This window comes from Pantoea sp. UYEF8, assembly GCF_040546285.1.
In the GTDB taxonomy this organism is placed as follows: Bacteria; Pseudomonadota; Gammaproteobacteria; order Enterobacterales; family Enterobacteriaceae; genus Pantoea; species Pantoea brenneri.
In genome coordinates, this window is record NZ_JBEPNM010000015.1 from 1 (window position 1) to 22,828 (window position 22,828).

A 22,828-nucleotide genomic window follows, 5' to 3' on the forward strand; every position below is an offset into this window, starting at 1 on the left:
GTCGCTGTCGTTCTCAAAATCGGTGGAGCTGCATGATAAAGTCATCGGGCATTATCTGAACATAAAACACTATCAATAAGTTGGGACCATTACCCTCTTCTGCCATCAGTCTGCGGACAACCTTTTCAGAAATAACCCTGTTGTTACCGCGAAGCATCGCGTGAAGGCGCCGGTAGCCGTAACAGCGGTAATTCTCCTCAAAGATATCGGCCATGATCACGCGTATTTCCGCATACTTATCGCACAGACGTTTGCTGGCTTTGTGGTAAAAATAACAGCTGCGGGCAAGTTGCAGAACGCTTAGCAACTCAGCAACGGGGTACTTTTTCTTAAGGGCATCAACTATCAGGGTTTTCTCCCTGTTTTTCAGTGTCAGAAAGCTGATGCCCAGATCTTTTTTTATCAGTTCATTCGCCTTTGTCAGTATGTCACGTTCGAGCTGCAGCTGATGAACCTGCTGCCTGAGTCGCTGGATTTCACCGAGTAAAGCATCCTGATTTTTATCTTGAGGGGCTGCCTTTCGTTTGCGCATGGATTGATAAGCCTCGTCACTGATAAGGTCTTTCTTCCATTTGTACAGGACCGGGACGCTGACGCCTATGCTTTGTGCAACTTTACGCGCGGTTCCACGTCGGTTACAGAGCTCCCGGACGGCCTGAGACCTCTCTTCCGGGCTGAAGCATTTGTTTGTGCCTGAGCGAATGACCAGGGGACGCGCATTTGGGTAAAACTCTTCAATCCAGCGCTTTAGAATTTCGTTACTGGGGTAGCCGATGGCTCGGCGAGTGTACGACAGGCAACCACCGTGAGTAAGATAATGCTCAACAGCAGCAATTTTCTGTGTCCGTGAATAGCGTTCTCTTGGCTTTAATTCCCTGGGTAAATCGCCCTTCTCTTCATAAATCCGAACCCAACGGCCCAGCTGTTTTGTGGAAGGATATCCCAGCTCCATGACGACAACGGAGGCTTTCTTTCCGTACCGGTAATAGAGTTCGACGGCCCGGATCCGGTCCTCGTATGAATGCATAAATTAACCCCTGAAGGTCCAGGAATTCGTCCGCACTCCCCCTCGTCGTGAGGACAGGATTTTGTCTACAGGCGTGGGGTCAGTCCATTGGCTGATTATAACTGTCAAGCTGTATGGGGTCAGTTCCTTCATGGGAGAATCCTGCTTCAGCATTAAGGCTAAGCGATCGTTGTGTCAGCACTTCCCTTCCTTATCGCTTTCGTCTATTTTGGTGTTTTCGTGTGATTGTGTCTTCGGCTTTTCAATATACGTGTTCACATTCCGGGCTTGCCGTACTCCTCTCGTCCCCACTGCAACGCAGTATTAATCAACCTCTCCAGCAGTTGTTGCGCCTGCAGCCCTTTCTCCGGAAGATAAGCAAAGCTCTCCTCATCCATATAGCAGCACTGGGCCATTTCTAGCTGAACTGCATGAATATGGTTGACGGGATCGCCATAGTGACGGGTGATATATCCGCCTTTAAAGCGGCCATTGAGTATCCGGCTATACTGCGGGAACGCACTGCAGCTTGCCAGCAGCGCCTGGCTGAGCTGCGTCGAACAGCTGGCGCCGTCCGCCGTACCAAAGTTCAGATCCGGCAGGCGCCCTTCAAACAAGCGCGGCACCACGGATTTGATCGAGTGCGCATCCCACAACAGCGCATAGCCAAATTTCTCACGCAGGCGTGCCAGTTCAGCGGCAAGCGCCTGGTGATAAGGCTGCCAGACCTGTTTTAGGATCGCGTCCTTCGCCGCCGCGTCAGGCGCACCGCCCGGCACGAACAGGGCTTCGCCGTCAAAAAAGATATCGGTAAACAGCCCGGTTGTCGCCGTGCTGTAAAGCGGTTTATCATCCGCCGGGCGATTGATATCCACCACATAGCGGGAATAGCGGGCGCATAACGTGCTGGCCCCCATGTCCGCGATGGTCTTATAGAGCAAGGGAACATGCCAGTCGGTATCTTCCAGACGCTTCGCCCTCGGCGTGAGTCCCTGGTCGACTTCGGGGGTTAATAACGTTCCCGGATGGGGCATACTGACCAGCAGGGGCAGGTTCCCCTGCCGCAAATCAAACGCCTTAATCACAATAAACCTCCTTACCTTGATAAATCACCTGTTTCGAAAGGGAGCCTCCCAGCCAGTAGCTTAGCTCCGCCGGATGAGCGATATCCCACGCCACGAAGCTGGCCTCTTTTCCGGCTTCCAGAGAACCGCAAACTGTATCCAGCCCCAGCGCCTTCGCGCCGTTAAGCGTCACGCCAGCCAACGCCTCTTCCGGCGTCATGCGGAATAGCGTACAGGCCATATTCATCATCAGACGCAGGGACAACACCGGCGAGGTGCCGGGATTTAAATCGCTGGCGAGGGCAATCGGCACCCGGTACTGACGCAGCAGATCCAGCGGCGGTAGCTGTTTCTCACGCAGGAAGTAATAGGCGCCCGGCAGCAGCACCGCCACCGTCCCATGGCGTGCCATTACGGCGACATCTTCTTCGCACAAATATTCCAGATGATCCGCCGACAGCGCATGGTAGCGAGCGGCCAACGCCGCCCCATGCTGTAGCGTTAGCTGTTCAGCATGGAGCTTCACTGGCAGCCCCAGTTCCCGGGCCTTCTGAAAGACCCGCTCCACTTGCGAGGGCGAAAATGCCAGGTGTTCGCAGAACGCATCCACCGCATCCACCAGCCCTTCCTGATGCAGTTCCGGCAGCAGTCGTTCGCAAATATAGTCAATCCAGGCATCCGCCCGCTCCTGATACTCGACGGGCACCGCATGGGCCGCCAGGCAGGTACTGCGCACGGTCAGCGGCACAATGTCGCCTAAACGGCGGATCACCCGCAGCATTTTACGTTCGTTAGCCAGATCCAGGCCGTAGCCGGATTTGATCTCCAGCGCCGTTACGCCGTCCCGGCACAGCTCCCGGATACGCTGCCGCGCGCTCTCCAGCAACTGGCTTTCGCTGGCCTGTCGCGTGGCGTTGACTGTACTGGCGATCCCACCGCCGCCGGCCGCGATCTCCGCATAGCTCGCCCCGTTGAGACGCATTTCAAATTCCCGGGCCCGGTCGCCGCCAAACACTGCGTGGCTATGACAATCCACCAGTCCCGGCGTGACCACCCTGCCCTGCAAATCCACCTGCTGCGCAACGGGCAAGTCCGGCATTTCTGCCCGGTTCCCGGCCCATAACAGCACTGCGCCGTCGGTCAGCATCGCGCCATCGTTAAGCAACTGATAATGCCCTGCGGCCATGGTGGCGATCCGGCAGTGGTGCCAAAGGGTATACATGACGCTCTCCTTTAACGACTGATGGCGGCGACAGCCGCCGCGGACGGCGCTTTGCGCAGGACATAGTAGAGCCCCGCCGGAAGCGCCAGCCCAATGAGCCAGGAGATATCGATACCGCCCAGCATCTTCACGAATGGGCCGGAATAGAATCCACTATCAATAAACGGCGTCTGTACCGCCACTCCAACGAGATAAACCCCGAGCCCCGTCACATTCCACGCCCGATATTTCCCGTTCGGATCGTTCAGCGCCTCCATGTCTATCGCCTGATGGTTGAAAAAATAGTAATCCACCAGGTTAATCGCGCTCCACGGTGTAAAGAAAGTCAACAGGAACAACAGGAAGGATTTAAACGCCGACAGGAAAGAGTGTTGCCCGATAATCGCGATAGCGGTCGCCAGGGTAATAATCATCGCCAGCACCAGCAGACGTACCGACTGGCTTACGCGCACTCGCTGCTTCCCGCAGCTGTACACCGTCGCCAGGCACATCAGGCTGCCGTAGGCATTCAGGGTATTGATCGTCAGTTTACCAAACGCGATGCTCAGATATAACAGCGTGGCAATCGCGCCGGTGCCGCCCAGGCCGACGATATAGTCCACCTCATGACCGACCAGTTTTCCCTGAGAGAGAGCGGCAGCCAGCACCCCGACGGTCATGGCGATTTGCGCGCCAATCACCGAACCGCTCCCGACGGCGAAAAAGACCTTCCCGGGAGAGGTGCTGCGCGGCAGATAGCGGGAATAATCGGCAACATAGGGGCCAAAGGTGATCTGCCAGGAAGCCGCAAGGCCGGTGGCGGTTAAAAACGTACTCCAGCTAAAGGGTCGGATACTCAGCAGGTCGCCAATAGCCGGAAAGGCACTGATTTTCCACAGCAGGTAGATAAACGCGATAATCCCCACCAGGCTTGCCAGCTTACCCAACAGGTGGATCAACCGATAGCCGACGTAGGCGATAACCAGCGTGGCGGCAGCAAAAAGCAGAATGCCGCTGGTTTCCGTAGTATGGAAAACCGCTGAGATCGCCTGGCCGGACAGCACCGCCCCGGTGGCGATAAAGCCAAGGTACATCAGGCAGACCAGCAGAATCGGCAGGCAGGCGCCGTAGACGCCGAACTGTACCCGGCTGCTGATCATCTGTGGTATCCCCAGCTGCGGCCCTTGCGCGGCATGCAATGCCATCACAATCCCACCGGCAATCTGCCCCAGCATAAGACCGGCCAGCGACCAGAAAACATCCCCGCCGAATACAATCGTTAATGCGCCAGTGACCATGGCGGTAATTTGCAGGTTAGCCCCCAGCCACAGGGTGAACTGGCTAAAAATGCTACCGTGGCGTTCACCGTCAGGGATGGGTTCAATAGAACGTGTTTCGATGTATGTTGTGTTGTTATTATTCATGGCTGCACTCCGGTGAGGCGAAGGGGATACATTGCCCCCTTCGCCGGAGAAATTAATCCGCAATCATTGGCAGGTTAAGTCCTTGCTCTCTGGCGCATTCAATCGCGATGTCATAACCCGCATCCGCATGGCGCATCACACCGGTGGCCGGATCGTTGCTCAGCACCCGGGCAATACGTTCCGCCGCTGCATCGCTGCCGTCGCAGACAATGACGACGCCGGAGTGCTGGGAGAAGCCCATCCCTACGCCGCCGCCATGGTGCAGGGAAACCCAGGTCGCGCCACTGGCGGTATTCAGCAGCGCGTTCAGCAATGGCCAGTCGGATACCGCGTCGGAGCCGTCCTGCATCGCTTCCGTTTCGCGGTTAGGGCTGGCAACGGAGCCGGAGTCAAGATGATCGCGGCCGATCACGACTGGCGCCGACAGCTCGCCGCTGCGGACCATTTCGTTAAACGCCAGGCCCAGACGGGCGCGCTGCCCCAGGCCGACCCAGCAGATGCGGGCCGGCAGCCCCTGGAAGCTGATGCGCTCTCTGGCCATATCCAGCCAGTGGTGGAGGTGTTCGTCGTCGGGGATCAGCTCTTTAACTTTCGCGTCGGTGCGGTAGATATCCTGCGGATCGCCGGAAAGCGCCGCCCAGCGGAATGGGCCAATACCCCGGCAAAACAGCGGACGAATATAGGCGGGAACAAAGCCTGGGAAGTCAAAAGCGTTTTCCACCCCCATCTCTTTCGCCATCTGGCGGATGTTGTTGCCGTAATCGAAGGTGGGAATCTCCTGCTGCTGGAAGGCGAGCATGGCTTTAACGTGTTCGGCCATTGAGGCTTTCGCCGCGTGGATCGTCTCCACCGGGTGGGACTGCGCGCGTGCGCGGTAGTCTTCCCAGCTCATGCCCAGCGGCAGATAACCGTTGAGGGGATCGTGTGCGCTGGTCTGGTCGGTCACCATGTCCGGGCGCACGCCGCGTCTTACCAGCTCCGGTAAAATTTCCGCCGCGTTGCCATGCAGCGCGATGGATACCGCTTCTCCTTTTGCGGTATAGCGGGCAATGCGGGTCAGGGCGTCATCCAGGTCGCTCGCCTGCTCATCGACATAGCCGGTACGCAGACGGAAGTCGATACGCGACTGCTGGCATTCAATATTCAGCGAACAGGCTCCCGCCAGGGTTGCGGCCAGCGGCTGGGCGCCGCCCATCCCCCCCAGACCCGCAGTCAGCACCCAGCGTCCGCGCAGGCTACCGTTATAGTGCTGGCGCCCGGCTTCCACAAACGTTTCGTAAGTGCCCTGAACAATGCCCTGGCTTCCGATGTAGATCCATGAGCCGGCCGTCATTTGCCCGTACATCGCCAGACCTTTTGCATCAAGCTCGTTGAAGTGCTCCCAGTTTGCCCAGTGCGGCACGAGGTTCGAGTTGGCGATCAGCACCCGCGGGGCATTGTCGTGGGTTTTGAAAACCCCCACCGGTTTACCGGACTGGATCAGCAGCGTTTCATCATCATTGAGCTGCTTCAGGGTCTCCACGATCTTGTCGTAGCATTCCCAGTTGCGGGCCGCCCGGCCAATACCGCCGTACACCACCAGCTCTTTTGGATTTTCGGCGACATCGGGATCCAGGTTGTTCATCAGCATGCGCAGCGGCGCCTCTGTGAACCAACTTTTTGCGTTCAGCTTAGTGCCTCGCGGGGCTCTGATTTCAATATCGCGAAAACGGGTTGCTTGTTTACTCATGCGCTTTACCTTCTTATCTGTAACCTGTCATATGCTACTTAATCGTAAATTTTATTTTTTACGGCTTAGTTGTGTATACATGATAAGCATATTGAATGCCAGATTAGTAATAAATTTATAAAACCCATAAAATACAGCAAGTTAACATTAAATAAGAGAGGCATCCTGCGCTATACCATCGTGAACACACTGTGGTGATGTGCCATTATGGTGCAAAAATACAGCTCTCTGCCTTATTTTTGTGCACCAAAACATCACAAAAAGATAACACCAGTGCATTTTCTATCTCGTCATGACTTCTTATCTCGCCATAAACGGCAGTACCCTATAACGGAAAAATACACTAATGAATTGTTTTAAATCACTAAATAACCATCTTATTGCGTATTTCACTGGTACTGACGCAAGCGTTTTTGTTGTACATACAAGATTACCTATAGCAGAATTTTGTCGCGTGACTCCCCTGCACTCGGGAACACCACACACAACAATCAGACGCGTGAAGACGATTACCTTCCAGAATGTGGCTGAGCACTACGACAACGGTTCGATCGAAGTAAATGGCCTTAGCCTGGTAGCACCGTGTGGCAATATTAGGGTATTTGTCGGCCCTTCGGGCTGTGGAAAACCACCTTGTTGCGGATAATTAACCGGTTACTGGAATCGTTATGCAGGATTTGGCCCGATAACGGTTCCAGTAACCGAGCAAATGGATATCGTGCAACTGCGCCACTAAAAGTAAAGCCAGAGCCGGGGGAATTACTGGAAGTCGTCGGTCTGGATCCGCAAATCGCCAAACCTTCCGCTGACAGCTTTCCGGAGGCCAGCAGCAGCAGCGCGTGGGCGTTGCCCGCGCCCTGGCGGCAGACCCGGAGTTTATGTTGATGGACGAACCGTTCAGCGCGGTCGACCCGGTGGTCCGCGAACAGCTGCAGGAAAAGTTTTTGTGTATTCAGAAAGAGGTGAGCAAAACCATCATTATGGTCACTCACGATATTGATGAAGCCATGAAGCTCGGCGACCTGGTCGCGGTACTTAAACCTGGCGGCAAGCTGGCGCAGATGGCCTCTCCTGGCGAACTGCTCAATACGCCGCAAAACGCCTTTGTGTCGGACTTTATCGGCAAAGACAGAGGCTATCGCAAACTGAGTTTCCACGCCTCCGACACAGAAACCGGGTTACGCAACTAGCCCTATGCCGAGCTGGACTGTTCCTTCGAGCACGCCAAAGAGATGACCATCGACCGCTGGCTGCTGGTTACCCAAAACGGCAAAGCGTTTGGCTGGTTCGACACCCATCAGCCGGCAACAGCAATTACCCACGACAACATCAATCTGGGGGCGACGTTCCACCAGCAAGGGAGCCCGTTGCGCCATTTACTGGACGCTGCACTGAGCTCGCCCAACCACCGGGCCGTGATCGTCGATGAACGGCAAATCCCGCAGGGGACCATCCACCTCGATCAAGTACTCGACATGTGTAAATCCACGCGCCAGGAGGGAGCATGAGATTCGATTGGCTATGGGCGCAGAGCGATTAAATCTTCAACCTGTTTCTCTGGCACAGCTATCTCGAAATTGTGCAGGTAGTAATAGGGGTAATTCTGGCGCCCCCTGTAGCCTGGGGCATTCACCACCTGCCATCGGTCAAGCCGGCGATCGTTAACCTGTTTGGCATACTGTATACCATTCGGTCACTGGCGCTGTTTGTGCTGCTGCCCCCGCTGCTCTACACACAGATTCTGGACCCCATTAATGTTGTTGTCGCACTTGCCATCGGCAGCTTTGCGCTACTGGTTTGCACCGTCTGCGACGGGCTGAACTCCGTATCGGCCGATACCCGTCAGTCCGCGGCAGCGCTCGGGTATAAACCCGCCCAGCAGTTTTTCCAGAACGACCCGCCGCTGGCCGTGCCGGTGATTCGTTACGGTCTGTGCGTTGCCGTGGTGTTTAAGGTCAGAATCGTTTCCGTCGCGGCATTAATTGGCACACCACAGCTCGGCTCGCTGTTTACCCTGGTGCTTCCTGCTGCAATTTCTGACTCCCATCATCGGTGGGATCGCGGACAGCATCATTCTGGCGCTGCTGCTGTATATGCTGGTGGTTTACGCCACTCATCAACTCAGCAGCTGGCAACCTCAGAGAGGATAATTATGCTTCAGGACTCGCTTAGTATACGCTGTATCCCCCAGATCCGCGGTGCGCCAACGGCGCTGGCCGTTGCGATTGCCCAGTTGAGCACCGCTTCCCAGGCCCGTTGCGACCGAATAACCAATACGCATCTCAGCGGGCTGCCGGCCTTTCTTATCTCGCCGGATTCGGGGTACTCCGGGATGATGATCCCACCCTACGTCGCCGCTGCGCTGGCGGGCGATAACCGCAGTCTGGCCGGCCCGGTCAGTATCCACACGGTGTCCACCTGCGCCGGTCAGGAAGATCATGTCAGCATGTGGAGGTTGCCGCCGCACGCAAAGCGCTTCAGGCGGTAGAAACGCCGTGGACATCGTCGCCATCGAACTGCTGTGCGCCTGTCAGGCGCTGAAGTTCCATCGCCCGCTGCGTGCCGCCGTGGGCAGCGAGGCGACGCTGGAGAGAGTGCGTCAGGCGTGCCGTTTCGGGATAAAGATACGCTGCTCTACCCCGATATACATGCGCTACGCGCCCTGATTCATCAGGGCGAACTCAGCGCGATGCTGCAGGCATTGTGCGAAGAGGAGTGACAACAGGCGCCGCAGATGGAGCCTGCGGCGTGATTAAAGGGGAACCAGCGTGATGCGGGCCAGACGCACGCCCGGAGAGTCCTGGATAACCAGCGCCACCGCTTCATCCACCAGCAGGCTGTCGTAATGTTCCAGTAAATAGCGTTGGTCGCCGACGCTCACCCGCAACGCGGGCCCGGCATTAAACAATATCCGCAGTCCGCCCTGATACGACCACGTTCCCGCCCCGCACCAGCTCACCGTCGCCCGCAGAGCGGCTTCCCGGTAAATCACATTAAAATCCAGCAGCGGGCCGCCGACAATCTCACAGGATACGCCGCTCGCGCCGTTGAACCCCAGCGCCTGGAAAGGCGCAATCAATGCGCTGCGCTGCCCATCAATTGTCAGGTACATCCCGCCGCCTTCCAGCACGCTGATATTGCGCAGGTAGCCGGGAAATGTGGAGAACGGACCAGGCTGGCGAATGGTCGCCAGGGATATACGCCATTCATATTCTCCCGATTCCGGATAGCGGGCCACTTCGCGCGTCACGCCCAGGCCGTTTTTCCAGGGCATTTCCGTATACAACCCGGCAGGGAGCAGACGGATCATTTGCGCATGCTCCCTTCCAGACGGTAACGCGGACCGGGATAGACCAGGCGCACGCTGGTGACGATTTTCTTCTCCTGACGGCCGGTCCACGTCCGACGATTGACCAGCAGACAAGGCGTATGTTCATCAATTTCCAGGTAAACACACTCGGCCCGCGTGACGTTGACCGCTTCAATAACGTGTTCGCCTTCAACAATCGGCGCAATTGAGGAGAGATAGGCGTTCGGCGTGATACGTGTAAAATCCTGCTGCAGGTAGTCAGGCACAACCTGCATATTCACCAGTCGGTCTTCCAGCATAACCGGTACGCCATTTTCATAATGGCAAATCAGCGAATGGTACAGACCGCAACCCTGCTGCATGCCAAAGCTGAACGCCTGCTGGGCATCGGCTTCGATTTCCGTCAGTCTGAAAACTCTGGCGTGGTGGCGATGGCCACGGCTGACGATTTCGTCAGCTATATTGTTAATGTCCAGCAACGCCGACTGACCGCGAATTTCGGCGATAAAAGTACCGACCCCCTGCATTCGCACCAGCAAGCCCTCCGCGGTCAGTTCTCGCAACGCGCGGTTAATCGTCATCCTGCTATAACCAAACAGCGTAACCAGTTCGCTTTCAGAGGGAACACGGTAATTCGCTGGCCATGCCCCGCTGTGGATCTTGGTTTTGATCATGACCTTAACCCTTTCATAAAAGGGGGCGGGATGTTCAAGTATCTCATCCACGGAATCCGAATTTGACAAGTCATTACGCGCCATTAACTATTCCTCATATGCTGACGTTGTAAGTTTACTCTATGACCTGTTAGATGTATATATATGTACAAGTATATTAGCACTAATAATAAGGTGGTAAAATGGCAGTCTGGTTGGCAGAAAAAGCGCTTTTGTCTGATGGCTGGGCAAATAACGTCGGCATAACCGTGTCCGAAGAAGGCATCATAACCGCGCTGGAAAAGAACGCAGCGCCGAGTCCGCATGCGACGCGCATCAAAGGGGTCGTCGTGCCGGGTATGCCAAACCTGCACTCCCATGCCTTCCAGCGGGCGATGGCCGGGTTAACGGAGGTCGCGGGAAACCCGTCGGATAGCTTCTGGACCTGGCGGGATCTGATGTACAGGCTGGTAGATAAAATTACGCCAGAACAGCTGGAAACCATCGCCAGCTATCTGTACATCGAAATGCTCAAAGCCGGGTACACCTCGGTCGCCGAATTCCACTATCTGCATCACAGCAGCAGCGGCGCGCCTTATGAAGAGCGGACGGAATTAGCGCTGCGTATCGCCAGAGCAGCGAAACATACCGGCATCGGCCTGACGCTGCTGCCCGTCCTGTACAGTTACGCCGGGTTTGGCGCGCAGCCGCCCTCCGTTGGACAGCGCCGCTTTATCAACGATAGCGACAGCTACCTGACAATGTACGAGTCGCTCACATCGCGGCTGGCCGGCGAGCCAATGCAGCGTACCGGTCTGTGCTTCCACTCATTACGGGCCGTTACGCCGGAGCAGATTGGCGCCATTCTGGCCTGCCATCCTGGCCAGCAGCCGATTCATATTCATATTGCTGAACAGCAAAAAGAGGTGGATGACTGCCTGGCCTGGTCCGGCGAGCGCCCGGTGGAGTGGCTGTACAACCATCTCCCCGTGGATTCGCGCTGGTGCCTGATCCACGCCACTCATCTGATGCCTCAGGAAACGATGAAGATCGCCACATCCGGTGCGGTGGCCGGCCTGTGCCTGACCACCGAAGCCAATCTCGGCGATGGCATATTCCCCGGCCCACAATATCTGGAGAATAACGGCGTCTGGGGAATCGGTTCCGACAGCCACATTAGCGTCAGCGTCAGCGAGGATTTACGCTGGTTCGAATACGGGCAGCGCCTGATAGCCCAGCGCCGCAATCGGCTCATCGTCCCAGGCGAGCCTCACGTTGGCAACGTGCTGTATCAAGGGGCACTACGAGGCGGCGCCAGAGCGCTGGGCCAAAACATTGGCCAGCTAAGCGTAGGATATCGGGCCGATCTGGTCGTATTGGATAGCCAGAATCCCTTTATCGCCAGCGCAGAAGACCAGATGCTGCTCAACCGTTGGATCTTCGCCTGTTCATCTAATCCCATTACCGCGGTGATGACTGGCGGACGCTGGGTGATTGAGGATGGGCATCACCATCAAGAAGAATCTGTCTCACAGGCATTTATTCAGGTAATGAAACATCTTGCAGTCTGACATCGAACAAACCGGTTCAACGACGGTGAACCGGTTTTGTTTCTGAATGAAGTTTAAATAATTCAAATGATTTTACTAACGGGATCATGTCGGTCGTGAAGCATCGCCCCTCTTGCTTGGCTTCACTCCTTGCAATTCAGGAGGTGAATACCTTTTAATGCAGAATTATAAGTTACTGGTTATCTCATGAATCAATATGCTATTTAGGGTAATGACTCCAAATTATTGATAGTGTTTTATGTTCAGATAATGCCCGATGACTTTGTCATGCAACTCCACCGATTTTGAGAACGACAGCGACTTCCGTCCCAGCCTTGCCAGATGCTGCCTCAGATTCAGGTTATGCCGCTCATTTCGCTGCGTATATCGCTTGCTGATAACGTGCAGTTTTCCCTTCAGGCGGGATTCATACAGTGGCCAGCCATCCGTCATCCATATCACCCAAAGGGTGACAGCAGGCTCATAAGACGCTCCAGCGTCGCTATAGTGCGTTCACCGAATACGTGCGCAACAACCGTCTTCCGGAGCCTGTCATACGCGTAAAACAGCCAGCGCTGGCGCGATTTAGCCCCGACGTAGCCCCACTGTTCGTCCATTTCCGCGCAGACGATGACGTCACTGCCCGGCTGTATGCGCGAGGTTACCGACTGCGGCCTGAGTTTTTTAAGTGACGTAAAATCGTGTTGAGGCCAACGCCCATAATGCGGGCGGTTGCCCGGCATCCAACGCCATTCATGGCCATATCAATGATTTTCTGGTGCGTACCGGGTTGAGAGGCGGTGTAAGTGAACTGTAGCTGCCATGTTTTACGGCAGTGAGAGCAGAGATAGCGCTGATGTCCGCCAGTGCTTTTGCCGTTCGCACCACCCCGTCAGTAGCTGAACAGGAGGGACTGCTGATAAAAACAGAAGCCACTGGAGCACCTCAAAAACATCATCATACGCTTAATCAGTAAGTTGGCAGCATCACCCTCCTCGTGGATGAATACACCTCGGTAGGAGTACTGTCCTCATAAGTTACAGGTGATGACCAGTCCCAGTATCAGATACAACCATCAGTTTGTCATGTCGGTTGGTTGACCCTGACCCCGAATATGGTCCATTCGTAATCAGGAATAACAGACTTCATGTTGACTGCATATTCTGCCAACAGGCAGACTTCTCTGCGAATTTGGATGGCGTCATCCAACCGGGTATATAATACGGACGCCTCTGGTTATAGTGTATGCACCAGGCCTCGATTCTGCACCGTGCAACCTCCAGAGACATGTACCAGTCCTTGTTCAGTCATTCCTGTCGCAGACTGCCATTGAACGACTCCACTGTGGCATTGTCCCTCGGTGTTCCCGGCCTGGAAAAGTCTATATGGCCCTCCCCTTCATACACCAACTTGTCCAGCATTTTCCAGCAAATTCAGAGCCGTTATGAGTTTTCAGCAACTGTGGTAAGAGACGTGTGAGGGCAATGGTGTTCATCTCTGCGATCTCCGTTGAGCGCTGATTCTGGCCCACGCAGATCCCAAGAGATTCGCGTGTGTAGAGATCAATGACTGTCAGCTGGCGTAACCGACGCCCGTCAAATTAGGCATCAGAAAAAAAGTCCATGCCTCAGGCATGATTCGGATACAGCCCCTGCTCGCTGTAGAGTCGGTAAATACGCTTATGTTTATCCCGCCAGCCCTCCCGCCTTAGCATAACGTGAACCCTCCGGTAGCAATAGTGAACCCGTGTCTCGGTGATCCCACTGATACGCGAGCGCAATGCGCTGTCGTCTGTCGACACAGAACGGTAGCGTAGAGAGCTGCGGCTGACCCGTAGCGCAAAACAACACCGCCTCTCACTGGCTCTATAGCGTACCTGCAGGTCACGGCCCCATTCGCGCAGACGCGCCAGCGTCAGTTCTTTTTTGCCAGCACGTCTTCAGCATGGCCTTGTCGAGGCTCAGAACGGCAACCAGCATCTTCAGCCTGAGATTCTCATCCACAAGCTACCGCATGTGCTTCAGTTCGGTAGGAGATGTTGTGCCGTTTTTTTCGTCACGTATAACACGTGGGATCATAAATACCCTGCTTACGGCAGGCCTCCGGCACGGACGTCACCGGATCAGCCTGCTTCAGGGCAAAAACAATCTGCTCTTCGGTGAATCGTGATTTTTCATCGGCACGAACTCACCACCTCCGTTCAGGGAGTGTAGAACATGCCGGCATTTTGTTTCTGAATGGTGCAGGAGTTCGAGTCAGGGTTAGCTTAGTTGTATATACATGACCAGTTTAACGGTTGCAAAGATGGAGTGATATTTTTTATAAAACAGGAGGATATAATATTTTATTTAAATCAATAGCTAATGATTATCTAGTGGATAACTTCATTGCTCAATTGTGGTGCAAATGTTAAGTGTTTATCCCTGTAATGGGGCATGTCATGCTTACATTTTATCAACAATTGATTTCTTTGAGGATACTTTACAAAACTCCGCTCTGGTAAAACCAGCGGAGATAAAAATAACTGCTTTAAATTCAACTTTTTATGTTTTAGTGCGCAATCATGGCATGGCTAATGCAAGTTGTATATGCAGGCCTGTACATTAAATCTTTCTTACAGCTTATATTTTATGAGAAAAATCCAACAACCAAAGTAAAGGGGCGGTTATTACGATGAGTACCTTCAATCACAGAATTAAACATGATGGCTCTGACTTTGTGGTGGTTGATAACCAGAACCCGAGACTGCCGAGTACTTCAGGCGGAGGAAAAAATACATCACGATCGAAGATGATACTACGTCATGCTTAATTAATATCTGAGAGTAGTTAATTTCTGAGGTATTCGAATCAATGATATGAGGTTTATCCCATGAGGAGTAGTGGCGTATGTCGTCATAACACGTTTATCGTCAAGGTATCGGCACCCTAATTTATCGGGGCACTGCAAAAAAAACGGGTATTAAAGACTGAATCGCAGAAAGGCAGAGGTTTAAGTCTTCATGTTGATGACAGCAGGCGGCCTATAGCAGAACGAGTAAATGTTGCTAGCAGGCAGCGTACCGTTCAGATTATATGCTTGTAATTTTCAAAGGATTCATCTATGAAACATTCCACTAGCACTGTAAAGCACACGGTTATAGAAAGACGGTCAATCGATTATGTACCTGATAATGAGCGCTTCGGCAGCGCTATGGGACAGTTTACATTATGGCTAGGGGTTAACCTTAATATTACCGCTATTGTGACCGGCGCGTTGGCCGTTGTATTAGGCGGCGATGTTTTCTGGTCATTAATCGGTTTATTTATAGGTCAGATATTAGGCAGTATCATAATGGGGCTACAGGCCATACAAGGGCCAGCTACAGGACTGCCACAAATGATTCGAAGCCGTATGCAATTTGGTGTTTATGGCGCGGTCATCCCTCTTTTACTGGTAAGTTTTTTATATATAGGGTTCTCTGCTGGAGGCACCTTGCTGGCAGGACAGGCCGTGGCAAAAATTTTGAATGCCGCAGAATGGCAGGGTATCGTTTTATTCGGTGTCATCACGATCTTGGTTGCCACCTTAGGCTACCGCGCCATACATTCTTTAGCACGGATCGCGAGTGTGGTCGGCATCATTGCATTTATTTACATGTTCGTTGCATTATTAGCTGGCCATAATATTAGCAGTCTTCTAGAACAGAGAAAGTTTATTCCCAACCAGTTTATCCTTTCCATTTCACTGGCGGCGGCCTGGCAAATTGCTTATGGCCCCTATGTCGGAGATTATTCACGTTACCTCCCTACGGATACATCAAAACTGAAAGTGTTCTTTGCCGCCGCCTCTGGAACAACGCTGGGCTCTCAGGCAGCCATGACATTTGGTGTTTTTTCCGCCGCTATTGCCGGAGTGGCATTTACCGGACATGAAGTAGAATTCGTTGTAAATCTGGGGGCATCCGGTCTCGTCGCATCTTTGCTTTACTTTGTCGTAGGCTTCGGCAAAATAACCATGATGACATTGAATGCGTATAGCAGTTATATGTCGAGTGCGACGCTTGTGAATGGTTTCAGAGGAAAAGCAACCGTCTCTGTCGGTCATCGATTTATTTATGTATCAGCCATGATTTTGTTAGCTGTTTCCATTGCGTTATGGGGCTCGGGAAGCTTCATACACGCTTTTTCTTCTTTTTTATTATTTCTACTGACCTTTATTTCTCCCTGGAGTGCAATTTGCCTGGCTGACTGGCAGTGGGGGCATCGTTCTAAATGCGACCTACAGGCATTAAACGATCCACAAGGAATATATGGCCGCTGGAACTGGAGTGTAATTTCCATTTACTTCATTGGCTTATTAATGGAACTTCCTTTTGTTTCCAGCAGTATTTACACTGGTCCGATTGCAGGCTTGTTAGATGGCGCAGATATCTCTTGGTTAGTTGGCCTGATTGGCACCGGCATAGTGTATTACATTTACAGCAGAATATTGCCCCCCGCTTCTATGAAAATACAGGCTACTGATTAACAGTAAAAATAATAATCCCAAATAAAGGATCCATACATGAAATATATTGTTGACCCATTTTCCGAAAAAACGTCGCTTAATACGCCATACAGTTTACTGCGTCATTATGCAGAAAAATGGCCTGATAAAGAAGCTCTGGTATTCGATGCTGGTAATCAACGAATGACCTTCAGAGGTTGGCTTGACAGTGTCGACAAGTTGGCGCTAGAGCTAAGTCGTCGTGGTGTAAAAGCGGGTGACCCGGTGGCTCTGTTGGCAGAAAATCGTATTGAGTGGCCAGTTGCCCAGATTGCAATTTCGGCCTTAGGTGCGATACTGGTGCCTGTTAATACTCATTTCCGTGATAATGATTTACGCCACGTTCTCGATCACAGCCAAGTGGTTGCCATCTTGCTGTCCGAACGTTTTCGCTCCAGCGAATATTTAGCCATGGTACGAGCGATTCATCCTCAACTCCCTAGCCTAAGAGACATTATTAACTTCGATGATATGGAATATGAAGCGGTAATGCGCCAACCCGTTTTGGCTGAACTGACGGAGTGGGTATGGTCCCCCAGAGAGTTGGCTAGTATCCAATATACTTCTGGTACTACTGGACGGCCTAAAGGCGCAGAACTCTGTATGGAAGGGATAATGATGAATGCCTGGGGCACCGTGCAGCGGCTGGAAGTGACGGAGATGGATCGCTGGACATCCATTATTCCGCTCTTCCACTGTGCAGGTTGCATCATGAATATTCTGGCATGCCTGACAGCTGGTGCGACATATTTGGGTATGCGTGCTTTCGACGCCGGACAAATGCTTTCGCTGATAGAACGGGAGCGCTGTACAGTTCTGACGGGAGTCCCCACGTCCTACTTAGCGATGTTAGAGCATCCGGACAGACCATATTTCGATCTCTCGTCTTTGCGTACCGGAACCTGCGGTGGTGCAGACTGCGATCCGAGACTTCTGGAACAGTGCGCGCGGGCGTTTCCTATTAATGGGTTGGTGCAGGTTTACGGGCAGACGGAAGCCAGCACACTGATAGCGTTAGATTACTGGCAAAGTCCCCAGCGCTTTGCCACCGCTGGCTTGCCCTTACCTGGAGTTGAAGTGCAGGTCTGCGATCCGAATACCGGAGTGGTACTCCCCCACGGGGAAATCGGCCAGCTACAGGTTCGTGGGCCAATGGTCATGTTGGGATATCATCGAGATGCGGAGGAAACCGCTCGCTGCATCGATCCTCAAGGCTGGATGAATACGGGCGATCTCGGTCGGCTAAACATCGATGGTAGGGTCGAACTGGTAGGAGGACGCCTGCGCGATATGATCATTCGCGGTGGTGAAAATATCTATCCTGTAGAGATAGAAAATCTGCTGCGTGAGCATCCGTCGATCACTGAAGTTGCAGTCTTCGCTCTACCCGATAAATTTTACGGCGAAGTGGTAGCCGCCGCTATTGAGTCCACCAAGCCGTTATCCAAAGATGAAATAAGAAAAGCCTGTGTTGGTAAAATAGCTGGTTTTAAACATCCTGCTCGGGTCTTTACCATCGTAGAATGGCCGATGACGTCAAGCGGGAAGATCCTCAAGCGCATGTTGAAAACCGCAGCCCTTGATGGGCAACTGAAGGAGCTTTTATGAAAATGAGTGTGACAGGCTATCCACATACATGCGTCTTCACCCCTGGGCCGCACCAAACAGCAGCTGCAATTGGCAACACGGGTGTGAAAGTGGTGTCGACACCAGCGTTGATCGCTCTATTGGAGGAGACCAGTGCCGATGCTGTAGCAAAAGACTTACCGTCCGGCTGGGTGAGCGTGGGAACCCATGTCGACGTACATCATCATAAACCCGCCTGGCCTTATCAGGAGGTTCGCTGTACGGCGACGTTAATTAGCGCAGACGAGAAAAGATTGCAGTTTTTCGTACAGGCGCATCAAGCGGGAGCATTGATCATGAGCGGTAAGCATGAACGTGCTCTAGCGCCACTCAGCCGTTTTGAACGTGCTGATGGTAAACTGCCAGAGGGAGCTCCGCTGGAGTTTTTCTTTGATTTTCACAGCCCTTGGTGCTACCTCGCCTTCCCCCGTCTAAGAGAAATTGCCGCTGCGTACGGAAGAATGATAGTACTACGTCCCTTCCATCTGGCTAATTTGATTGACCGCATAGGTGGTCGTAGACCGTTGGATGCCTCGCCAGCGTTTGTCAACTGGTTCAAACAAGATATGCAGGACTGGGCGCGCATTCGCCGGCTGCCACTAAGTTATCATCCTAAGTTCCCGTTGCGGCCTTCACGTGCGCTGCGAGCTACCCTGTATGCAGTTGAAGAGGGGCTGGGAGAAGCATTCGCCTTCAAGGTGATGCAGGCGTATTGGTCACAAAGTCTGGATATTAGCGATGTTGCCATCTTAGGCGACTTAGCCACTTCAGTAGGGCTAGATAAAAATGCGTGCATCTCCTCCATCGGCGATGAAGCCCGGAAGCTAGCCATAGTCTCGAACACAGATGAAGCTATTGCTCGCGGGGTATTTGGTGCACCAGCAGTGTTTGCCGATGGCAAACTGTTCTGGGGAAATGACCGCCTTGATATGATGGACACTTGGCTGGCATCTGCGGGAGAGCGCTGCTGAGCCACCGACGGAGAGAAGTAGGCTAACGCTTCCTTCTGATCTTACCCACGAATAGTGGACACACGACTAAGTGAGTAAACTCTTAACCAGAGGTGACTCATGACAAAACCAGCATCAACCAGTAAGAAGCCCCGCAAACAGTACACGCCTGAATTCCGCAACGAAGCCCTGAAGCTTGCGGAACGTATCGGTGTTGCTGCCGCTGCCCGGGAACTCAGCCTGTACGAATCCCAGCTCTACGCATGGCGCAGTAAGATTAACAATGCCCGCAGCTCTTCCGAACGTGAGCAGGAAATGTCCGTTGAAATTGCCCGTCTTAAGCGCCAACTGGCGGAACAGGCAGAGGAGCTGGCCATTCTCCAAAAGGCCGCGACATACTTCGCGAAGCGCCTGAAATGAAGTATGTCTTTATTGAAAAACATCGGGCTGAGTTCAGCGTCAAAGCCATATGCCGGGTACTGCGGGTCGCCCGTAGCGGCTGGTATGCGTGGCGTCTGCGTCGTCAGCAGATAACACCACGTCAGCAGTTCCGGCTCGTCTGTGATACTGCTGTCCGTCAGGCATTCACTGAGGCAAAACAGCGTTATGGTGCGCCTCGTCTCGCTGACGAACTGCCTGAGTACAACGTCAAAACCATTGCCGCCAGCCTGCGGCGTCAGGGGCTTCGCGCAAAAGCGGCCCGGAAGTTCAGCCCGGTCCGATACCGCGAACATGGCCTGCCGGTGTCTGAAAATCTGCTGAAACAGGATTTTTACGCGAGTGGCCCGAATCAGAAGTGGGCGGGTGACATCACGTACTTGCGCACGGACGAAGGCTGGTTGTACCTGGCGGTGGTCATTGACCTGTGGTCCCGTGCTGTCATCGGCTGGTCGATGTCGTCGCGGATGACAGCGCAGCTGGCCTGCGATGCGCTACAGATGGCACTCTGGCGACGTAAGCGCCCGGAAAATGTCATCGTGCATACGGACAGAGGCGGGCAGTACTGTTCGGCAGACTATCAGGCGTTACTGAAGCGGCATAATCTGCACGGTAGCATGAGTGCCAAAGGATGTTGTTACGACAATGCCTGCGCGGAAAGCTTCTTCCACTCGCTGAAGGTGGAATGTATCCACGGGGAACGCCTTATCAGCCGGGAAATCATGCGGATGACGGTGTTTAATTATATCGAGTGTGATTACAATCGGTGGCGCCGACACAGTGCCTGTGGCGGACTCAGTCCCGAACAATTTGAAAACCAGAACCTCGCTTAGGGCCGTGTCCACATTACGTGGGTAGGATCAGTTCGTAGATTTCGTTTTCCAGTTCACTCACGGCACTCATGTAGCTTTCCTTGTCACCAAAGTTCTTTTTGATGATCTCCAAAGGGCGGCCCATGGTATCAAAAGGTCGAAGCTTCAGTACCTGAATATCTTCGATTTCCTTTACGCCCGCATCGGCGTATTTATCGAGCAGGTTGCTCAACACGGCCTGAGCCGACTCAGAGTATTTGGTGAAGTAATTACGCTTTCGTACATTATCGGCGCGTTCTCGGCGGGTGAGCGGCGGCTGGCCGTACACGACATGGCAAAGCATATCGAAGGGATCCAGCTCTTTGCCGACCTCTTCCGTCAGCACATCCCAGATAATGCCCTGCTGTTCCAGCTCTTCGATAATGGCCTGTTTACGTTCAGCACTTTGCCAGCGCTGAACAAAGTCATTTAAAGACGCATACTCTTTCATCAGCGTACGACGGGTGTAATCCTGAAATGATTCGGTAACAAGCTTACCATCAGCGTCGTAATACTGAACGCGTTTAGATAGCACGTTAACAGCAACGCCTTTAACGTAAAACTTTCTGCGTCGTTCTTCGTCAGTTTCGGGCAGTTCGCCGTCAGGTTCGGTTTCTGTTGAGGGGCCAGAGGGATAGTCTGGTGATGCCTCTTCTGCATGGCCTGTTTGACCCGCTCCATCTGATACTTCATCTTCCAGCTGTTCATCAAAATCTGACTCTGGATCGGCGACCTCATCTTTTGTCGTCGTTATGACTTTCACCGGCAAGCCATCAAAGCGTTCATCTGCAAACAGTTCGGTGGCTTTTCGGAAATCCAGAATGGTGAACCATAGCTTGTTGTAGCGTTCATCAATACGCGTGCCGCGTCCGATGATCTGCTTAAATTTGGTCATCGACTGGATGTTTTGTTCAAGCACAACCAGCTTACAGGTTTTGGCATCCACACCCGTTGTCATCAGTTCTGATGTGACGGTAATGACCGGGTAGGGCTTCTTCGGATTGATAAAGTTATCGAGCTGGTTTTTTCCCTCAGTCTCATCGCCGGTAATACGCATGATGTATTTATCATTTTCTTTCATTTGCGCTGCGTTGAGATTCACCAAGGCACGCCGCATCCGCTCTGCGTGAGGTATGTCATTACAGAAGACGATGGTTTTATCCATGGGGTTGGTACGCTTGAGGTAATCCGTAATGGTTTCTGCCACCAGCTGAGTGCGTTCATCAATGACTAAGTTGCGATCAAAATCTTTTTGGTTGTAGATACGATCTTCGATCAGTTCACCATTTTTATCAACTTCCCCTTTCGCTGGACGCCATCCTTGCAGGTCAACATTGATGTCAACGCGTACCACTTTATAAGGTGCCAGGAAGCCATCCTCAATGCCTTGTTTAAGCGAATAGGTATAGACCGGCTCACCGAAATAATCTGTATTTGAGACCTCATGGGTCTCTTTCGGCGTCGCCGTTAAACCGACCTGAGTCGCACTACTAAAATATTCCAGAATCTCGCGCCAGGCGCTGTCTTCAGCGGCGCTGCCGCGATGGCATTCGTCAATGATGATCAGATCGAAGAAGTCACGCGCAACCTGCTTATACGCTTTTTCATGCTCTTCGGTTCCTGTCATCGCCTGATACAGCGCCAGATGGATTTCGTAAGCGGGATCGACAGTGCGGCCAGTGATTTTGGTCATTGCCTGACCAAAAGGCTGGAAATCGTTGGTGCGGGTTTGATCAACAAGAATATTGCGATCGGCAAGGAACAGGATGCGTTTCTTGTGCTTGCCTTTCCATAACCGCCAGATAATCTGGAAAGCGGTGTAGGTTTTGCCGGTACCGGTTGCCATCACTAATAAGATGCGGTTCCGGCCTGCTGAGATAGCCTCAAGCGTTTTATTGATTGCCTGAAGCTGATAATAGCGCGGCGATTTACCGGAGCCGTCGTCATAGTAGTCCTGCGTAATAACAGGCAGCTGTGCGGCGGTATAGCCTTTCCAGAGACAGAACTTCTCCCATAACTCAGCAGGCGTTGGGAACTCTTCAAGTGTGATTTCTCGTTCCAGCTGATCAGGGTTCGTTTTGTCGTGAAATACGAAGCCATCACCATTGGAGGCAAAGACGAAAGGAACCTCTAACAAGGCGGCATAACCCAGTCCCTGCTGCATCCCTTTGCCGATTTCATGCTTGTTTGCTTTCGCTTCAATGACAGCCAGCGGTAAGCCTGGCTTATGGTAGATTACGATATCTGCTGATTTGACTTTCTGACGTGATGCCAGCTTACCCCGCACAACTACCTTGCCATCACGTAACTTCACCTCCTGGCGAATCTGCGTCATATCATCCCATCCAGCCTTTTTAATCGCAGGCAGAATAAATTTAGTTACGATGTCGGTTTCAGTCAGTTGAGCTTTGTTCACGCCAGCCATAGCATTTCCGGTCAGATAAAAGTGAAGGAAGATGGACCGATTTTTGCACAAATAAAGTGCTTCGTTAATGCCTT

13 protein-coding genes and 5 pseudogenes are annotated in these 22,828 nt (G+C 52.9%); 8 read left to right on the forward strand and 10 right to left on the reverse strand.

All coding sequences use genetic code 11. The annotated features are described in order from the left end of the window. Positions 1-79 (forward strand): IS1 family transposase (locus tag ABIB18_RS20815; protein WP_001401901.1); only part of this gene is annotated, 79 nt, incomplete at its 5' end. Between the two features lie 15 nt (positions 80-94). Here the strand turns inward: ABIB18_RS20815 and ABIB18_RS20820 are convergent. From ABIB18_RS20820 to hutU, 5 genes and pseudogenes are all read right to left on the reverse strand, one after another. Further along, a pseudogene (locus tag ABIB18_RS20820) lies at positions 95-1,027 on the reverse strand (IS3-like element ISKpn38 family transposase); the annotation flags it as partial. A 254-nt stretch (positions 1,028-1,281) separates the two neighbouring features. Further along, positions 1,282-2,091, reverse strand: coding sequence for an N-formylglutamate deformylase (gene hutG, locus ABIB18_RS20825; protein ID WP_004118865.1), 810 nt, complete (start codon positions 2,089-2,091; stop codon positions 1,282-1,284). Continuing rightward, positions 2,084-3,292, reverse strand: a complete 1,209-nt coding sequence (gene hutI / locus ABIB18_RS20830; RefSeq protein WP_354475540.1) for an imidazolonepropionase — start codon at positions 3,290-3,292, stop codon at positions 2,084-2,086. Before hutI ends, hutG begins: the two co-directional genes overlap by 8 nt. A gap of 11 nt (positions 3,293-3,303) precedes the next feature. Further along, positions 3,304-4,695, reverse strand: coding sequence for a purine-cytosine permease family protein (locus tag ABIB18_RS20835; protein ID WP_004118873.1), 1,392 nt, complete (start codon positions 4,693-4,695; stop codon positions 3,304-3,306). A gap of 52 nt (positions 4,696-4,747) precedes the next feature. After that, a complete protein-coding gene (gene hutU / locus ABIB18_RS20840) occupies positions 4,748-6,424 on the reverse strand; it encodes a urocanate hydratase (protein WP_004118875.1) in 1,677 nt (558 codons plus the stop codon). 499 nt (positions 6,425-6,923) lie between these two features. Between hutU and ABIB18_RS20845 the strand changes: the two are divergent. Both ABIB18_RS20845 and ABIB18_RS23815 read left to right on the forward strand, forming a co-directional pair. Continuing rightward, positions 6,924-7,932, forward strand: a pseudogene (locus ABIB18_RS20845) (ATP-binding cassette domain-containing protein). A gap of 200 nt (positions 7,933-8,132) precedes the next feature. Then, positions 8,133-9,143 (forward strand): annotated as a pseudogene (locus ABIB18_RS23815) (aromatic amino acid lyase). Positions 9,144-9,176: 33 nt separating this feature from the next. Here the strand turns inward: ABIB18_RS23815 and ABIB18_RS20860 are convergent. Beyond that, positions 9,177-9,734 (reverse strand): HutD/Ves family protein, encoded by a 558-nt coding sequence (locus tag ABIB18_RS20860; protein ID WP_004118884.1) that lies wholly within the window; start codon positions 9,732-9,734, stop codon positions 9,177-9,179. After that, entirely contained in the window at positions 9,731-10,492 is a 762-nt protein-coding gene (gene hutC / locus ABIB18_RS20865) for a histidine utilization transcriptional repressor HutC (protein ID WP_354475543.1), read from the reverse strand. Before hutC ends, ABIB18_RS20860 begins: the two co-directional genes overlap by 4 nt. Positions 10,493-10,590: 98 nt before the next feature. Between hutC and ABIB18_RS20870 the strand changes: the two genes are divergently transcribed. Beyond that, entirely contained in the window at positions 10,591-11,958 is a 1,368-nt protein-coding gene (locus ABIB18_RS20870) for a formimidoylglutamate deiminase (RefSeq protein WP_354475545.1), read from the forward strand. Positions 11,959-12,180: 222 nt separating this feature from the next. On the opposite strand, the pseudogene ABIB18_RS20875 reads toward ABIB18_RS20870, so the two are convergent. Together ABIB18_RS20875 and ABIB18_RS20880 are read right to left on the reverse strand one after the other, a co-directional pair. Beyond that, positions 12,181-12,873 (reverse strand): annotated as a pseudogene (locus ABIB18_RS20875) (IS1 family transposase). A 209-nt stretch (positions 12,874-13,082) separates the two neighbouring features. Beyond that, positions 13,083-14,085: pseudogene (locus ABIB18_RS20880) on the reverse strand (integrase core domain-containing protein). A 954-nt stretch (positions 14,086-15,039) separates the two neighbouring features. On the opposite strand from ABIB18_RS20880, the gene ABIB18_RS20885 reads away from it, so the two are divergent. The 4 genes from ABIB18_RS20885 to ABIB18_RS20900 all read left to right on the forward strand — a co-directional run bounded on the left by ABIB18_RS20885 (position 15,040) and on the right by ABIB18_RS20900 (position 20,311). Further along, positions 15,040-16,446, forward strand: a complete 1,407-nt coding sequence (locus ABIB18_RS20885) for a purine-cytosine permease family protein (RefSeq protein WP_004118895.1) — start codon at positions 15,040-15,042, stop codon at positions 16,444-16,446. Positions 16,447-16,482: 36 nt separating this feature from the next. Beyond that, positions 16,483-18,072: a class I adenylate-forming enzyme family protein gene (locus ABIB18_RS20890; protein WP_004118898.1), complete on the forward strand. Its 1,590-nt coding sequence runs from the start codon at positions 16,483-16,485 to the stop codon at positions 18,070-18,072. Next, positions 18,069-19,061, forward strand: coding sequence for a thioesterase, FlK family (locus tag ABIB18_RS20895; RefSeq protein WP_004118901.1), 993 nt, complete (start codon positions 18,069-18,071; stop codon positions 19,059-19,061). Before ABIB18_RS20890 ends, ABIB18_RS20895 begins: the two co-directional genes overlap by 4 nt. A 99-nt stretch (positions 19,062-19,160) precedes the next feature. Beyond that, positions 19,161-20,311 (forward strand): IS3 family transposase gene (locus tag ABIB18_RS20900; RefSeq protein WP_087924331.1). Its coding sequence is split into 2 segments (ribosomal slippage): positions 19,161-19,419 and positions 19,419-20,311, totalling 1,152 coding nucleotides; the frame shifts between segments, so codons are not numbered across the junction. Positions 20,312-20,324: 13 nt separating this feature from the next. On the opposite strand, the gene hsdR is transcribed toward ABIB18_RS20900, so the two are convergent. Further along, positions 20,325-22,754, reverse strand: a complete 2,430-nt coding sequence (hsdR, locus tag ABIB18_RS20905) for an EcoAI/FtnUII family type I restriction enzme subunit R (protein WP_354475608.1) — start codon at positions 22,752-22,754, stop codon at positions 20,325-20,327. Between the last annotated feature and the right edge of the window lie 74 nt (positions 22,755-22,828).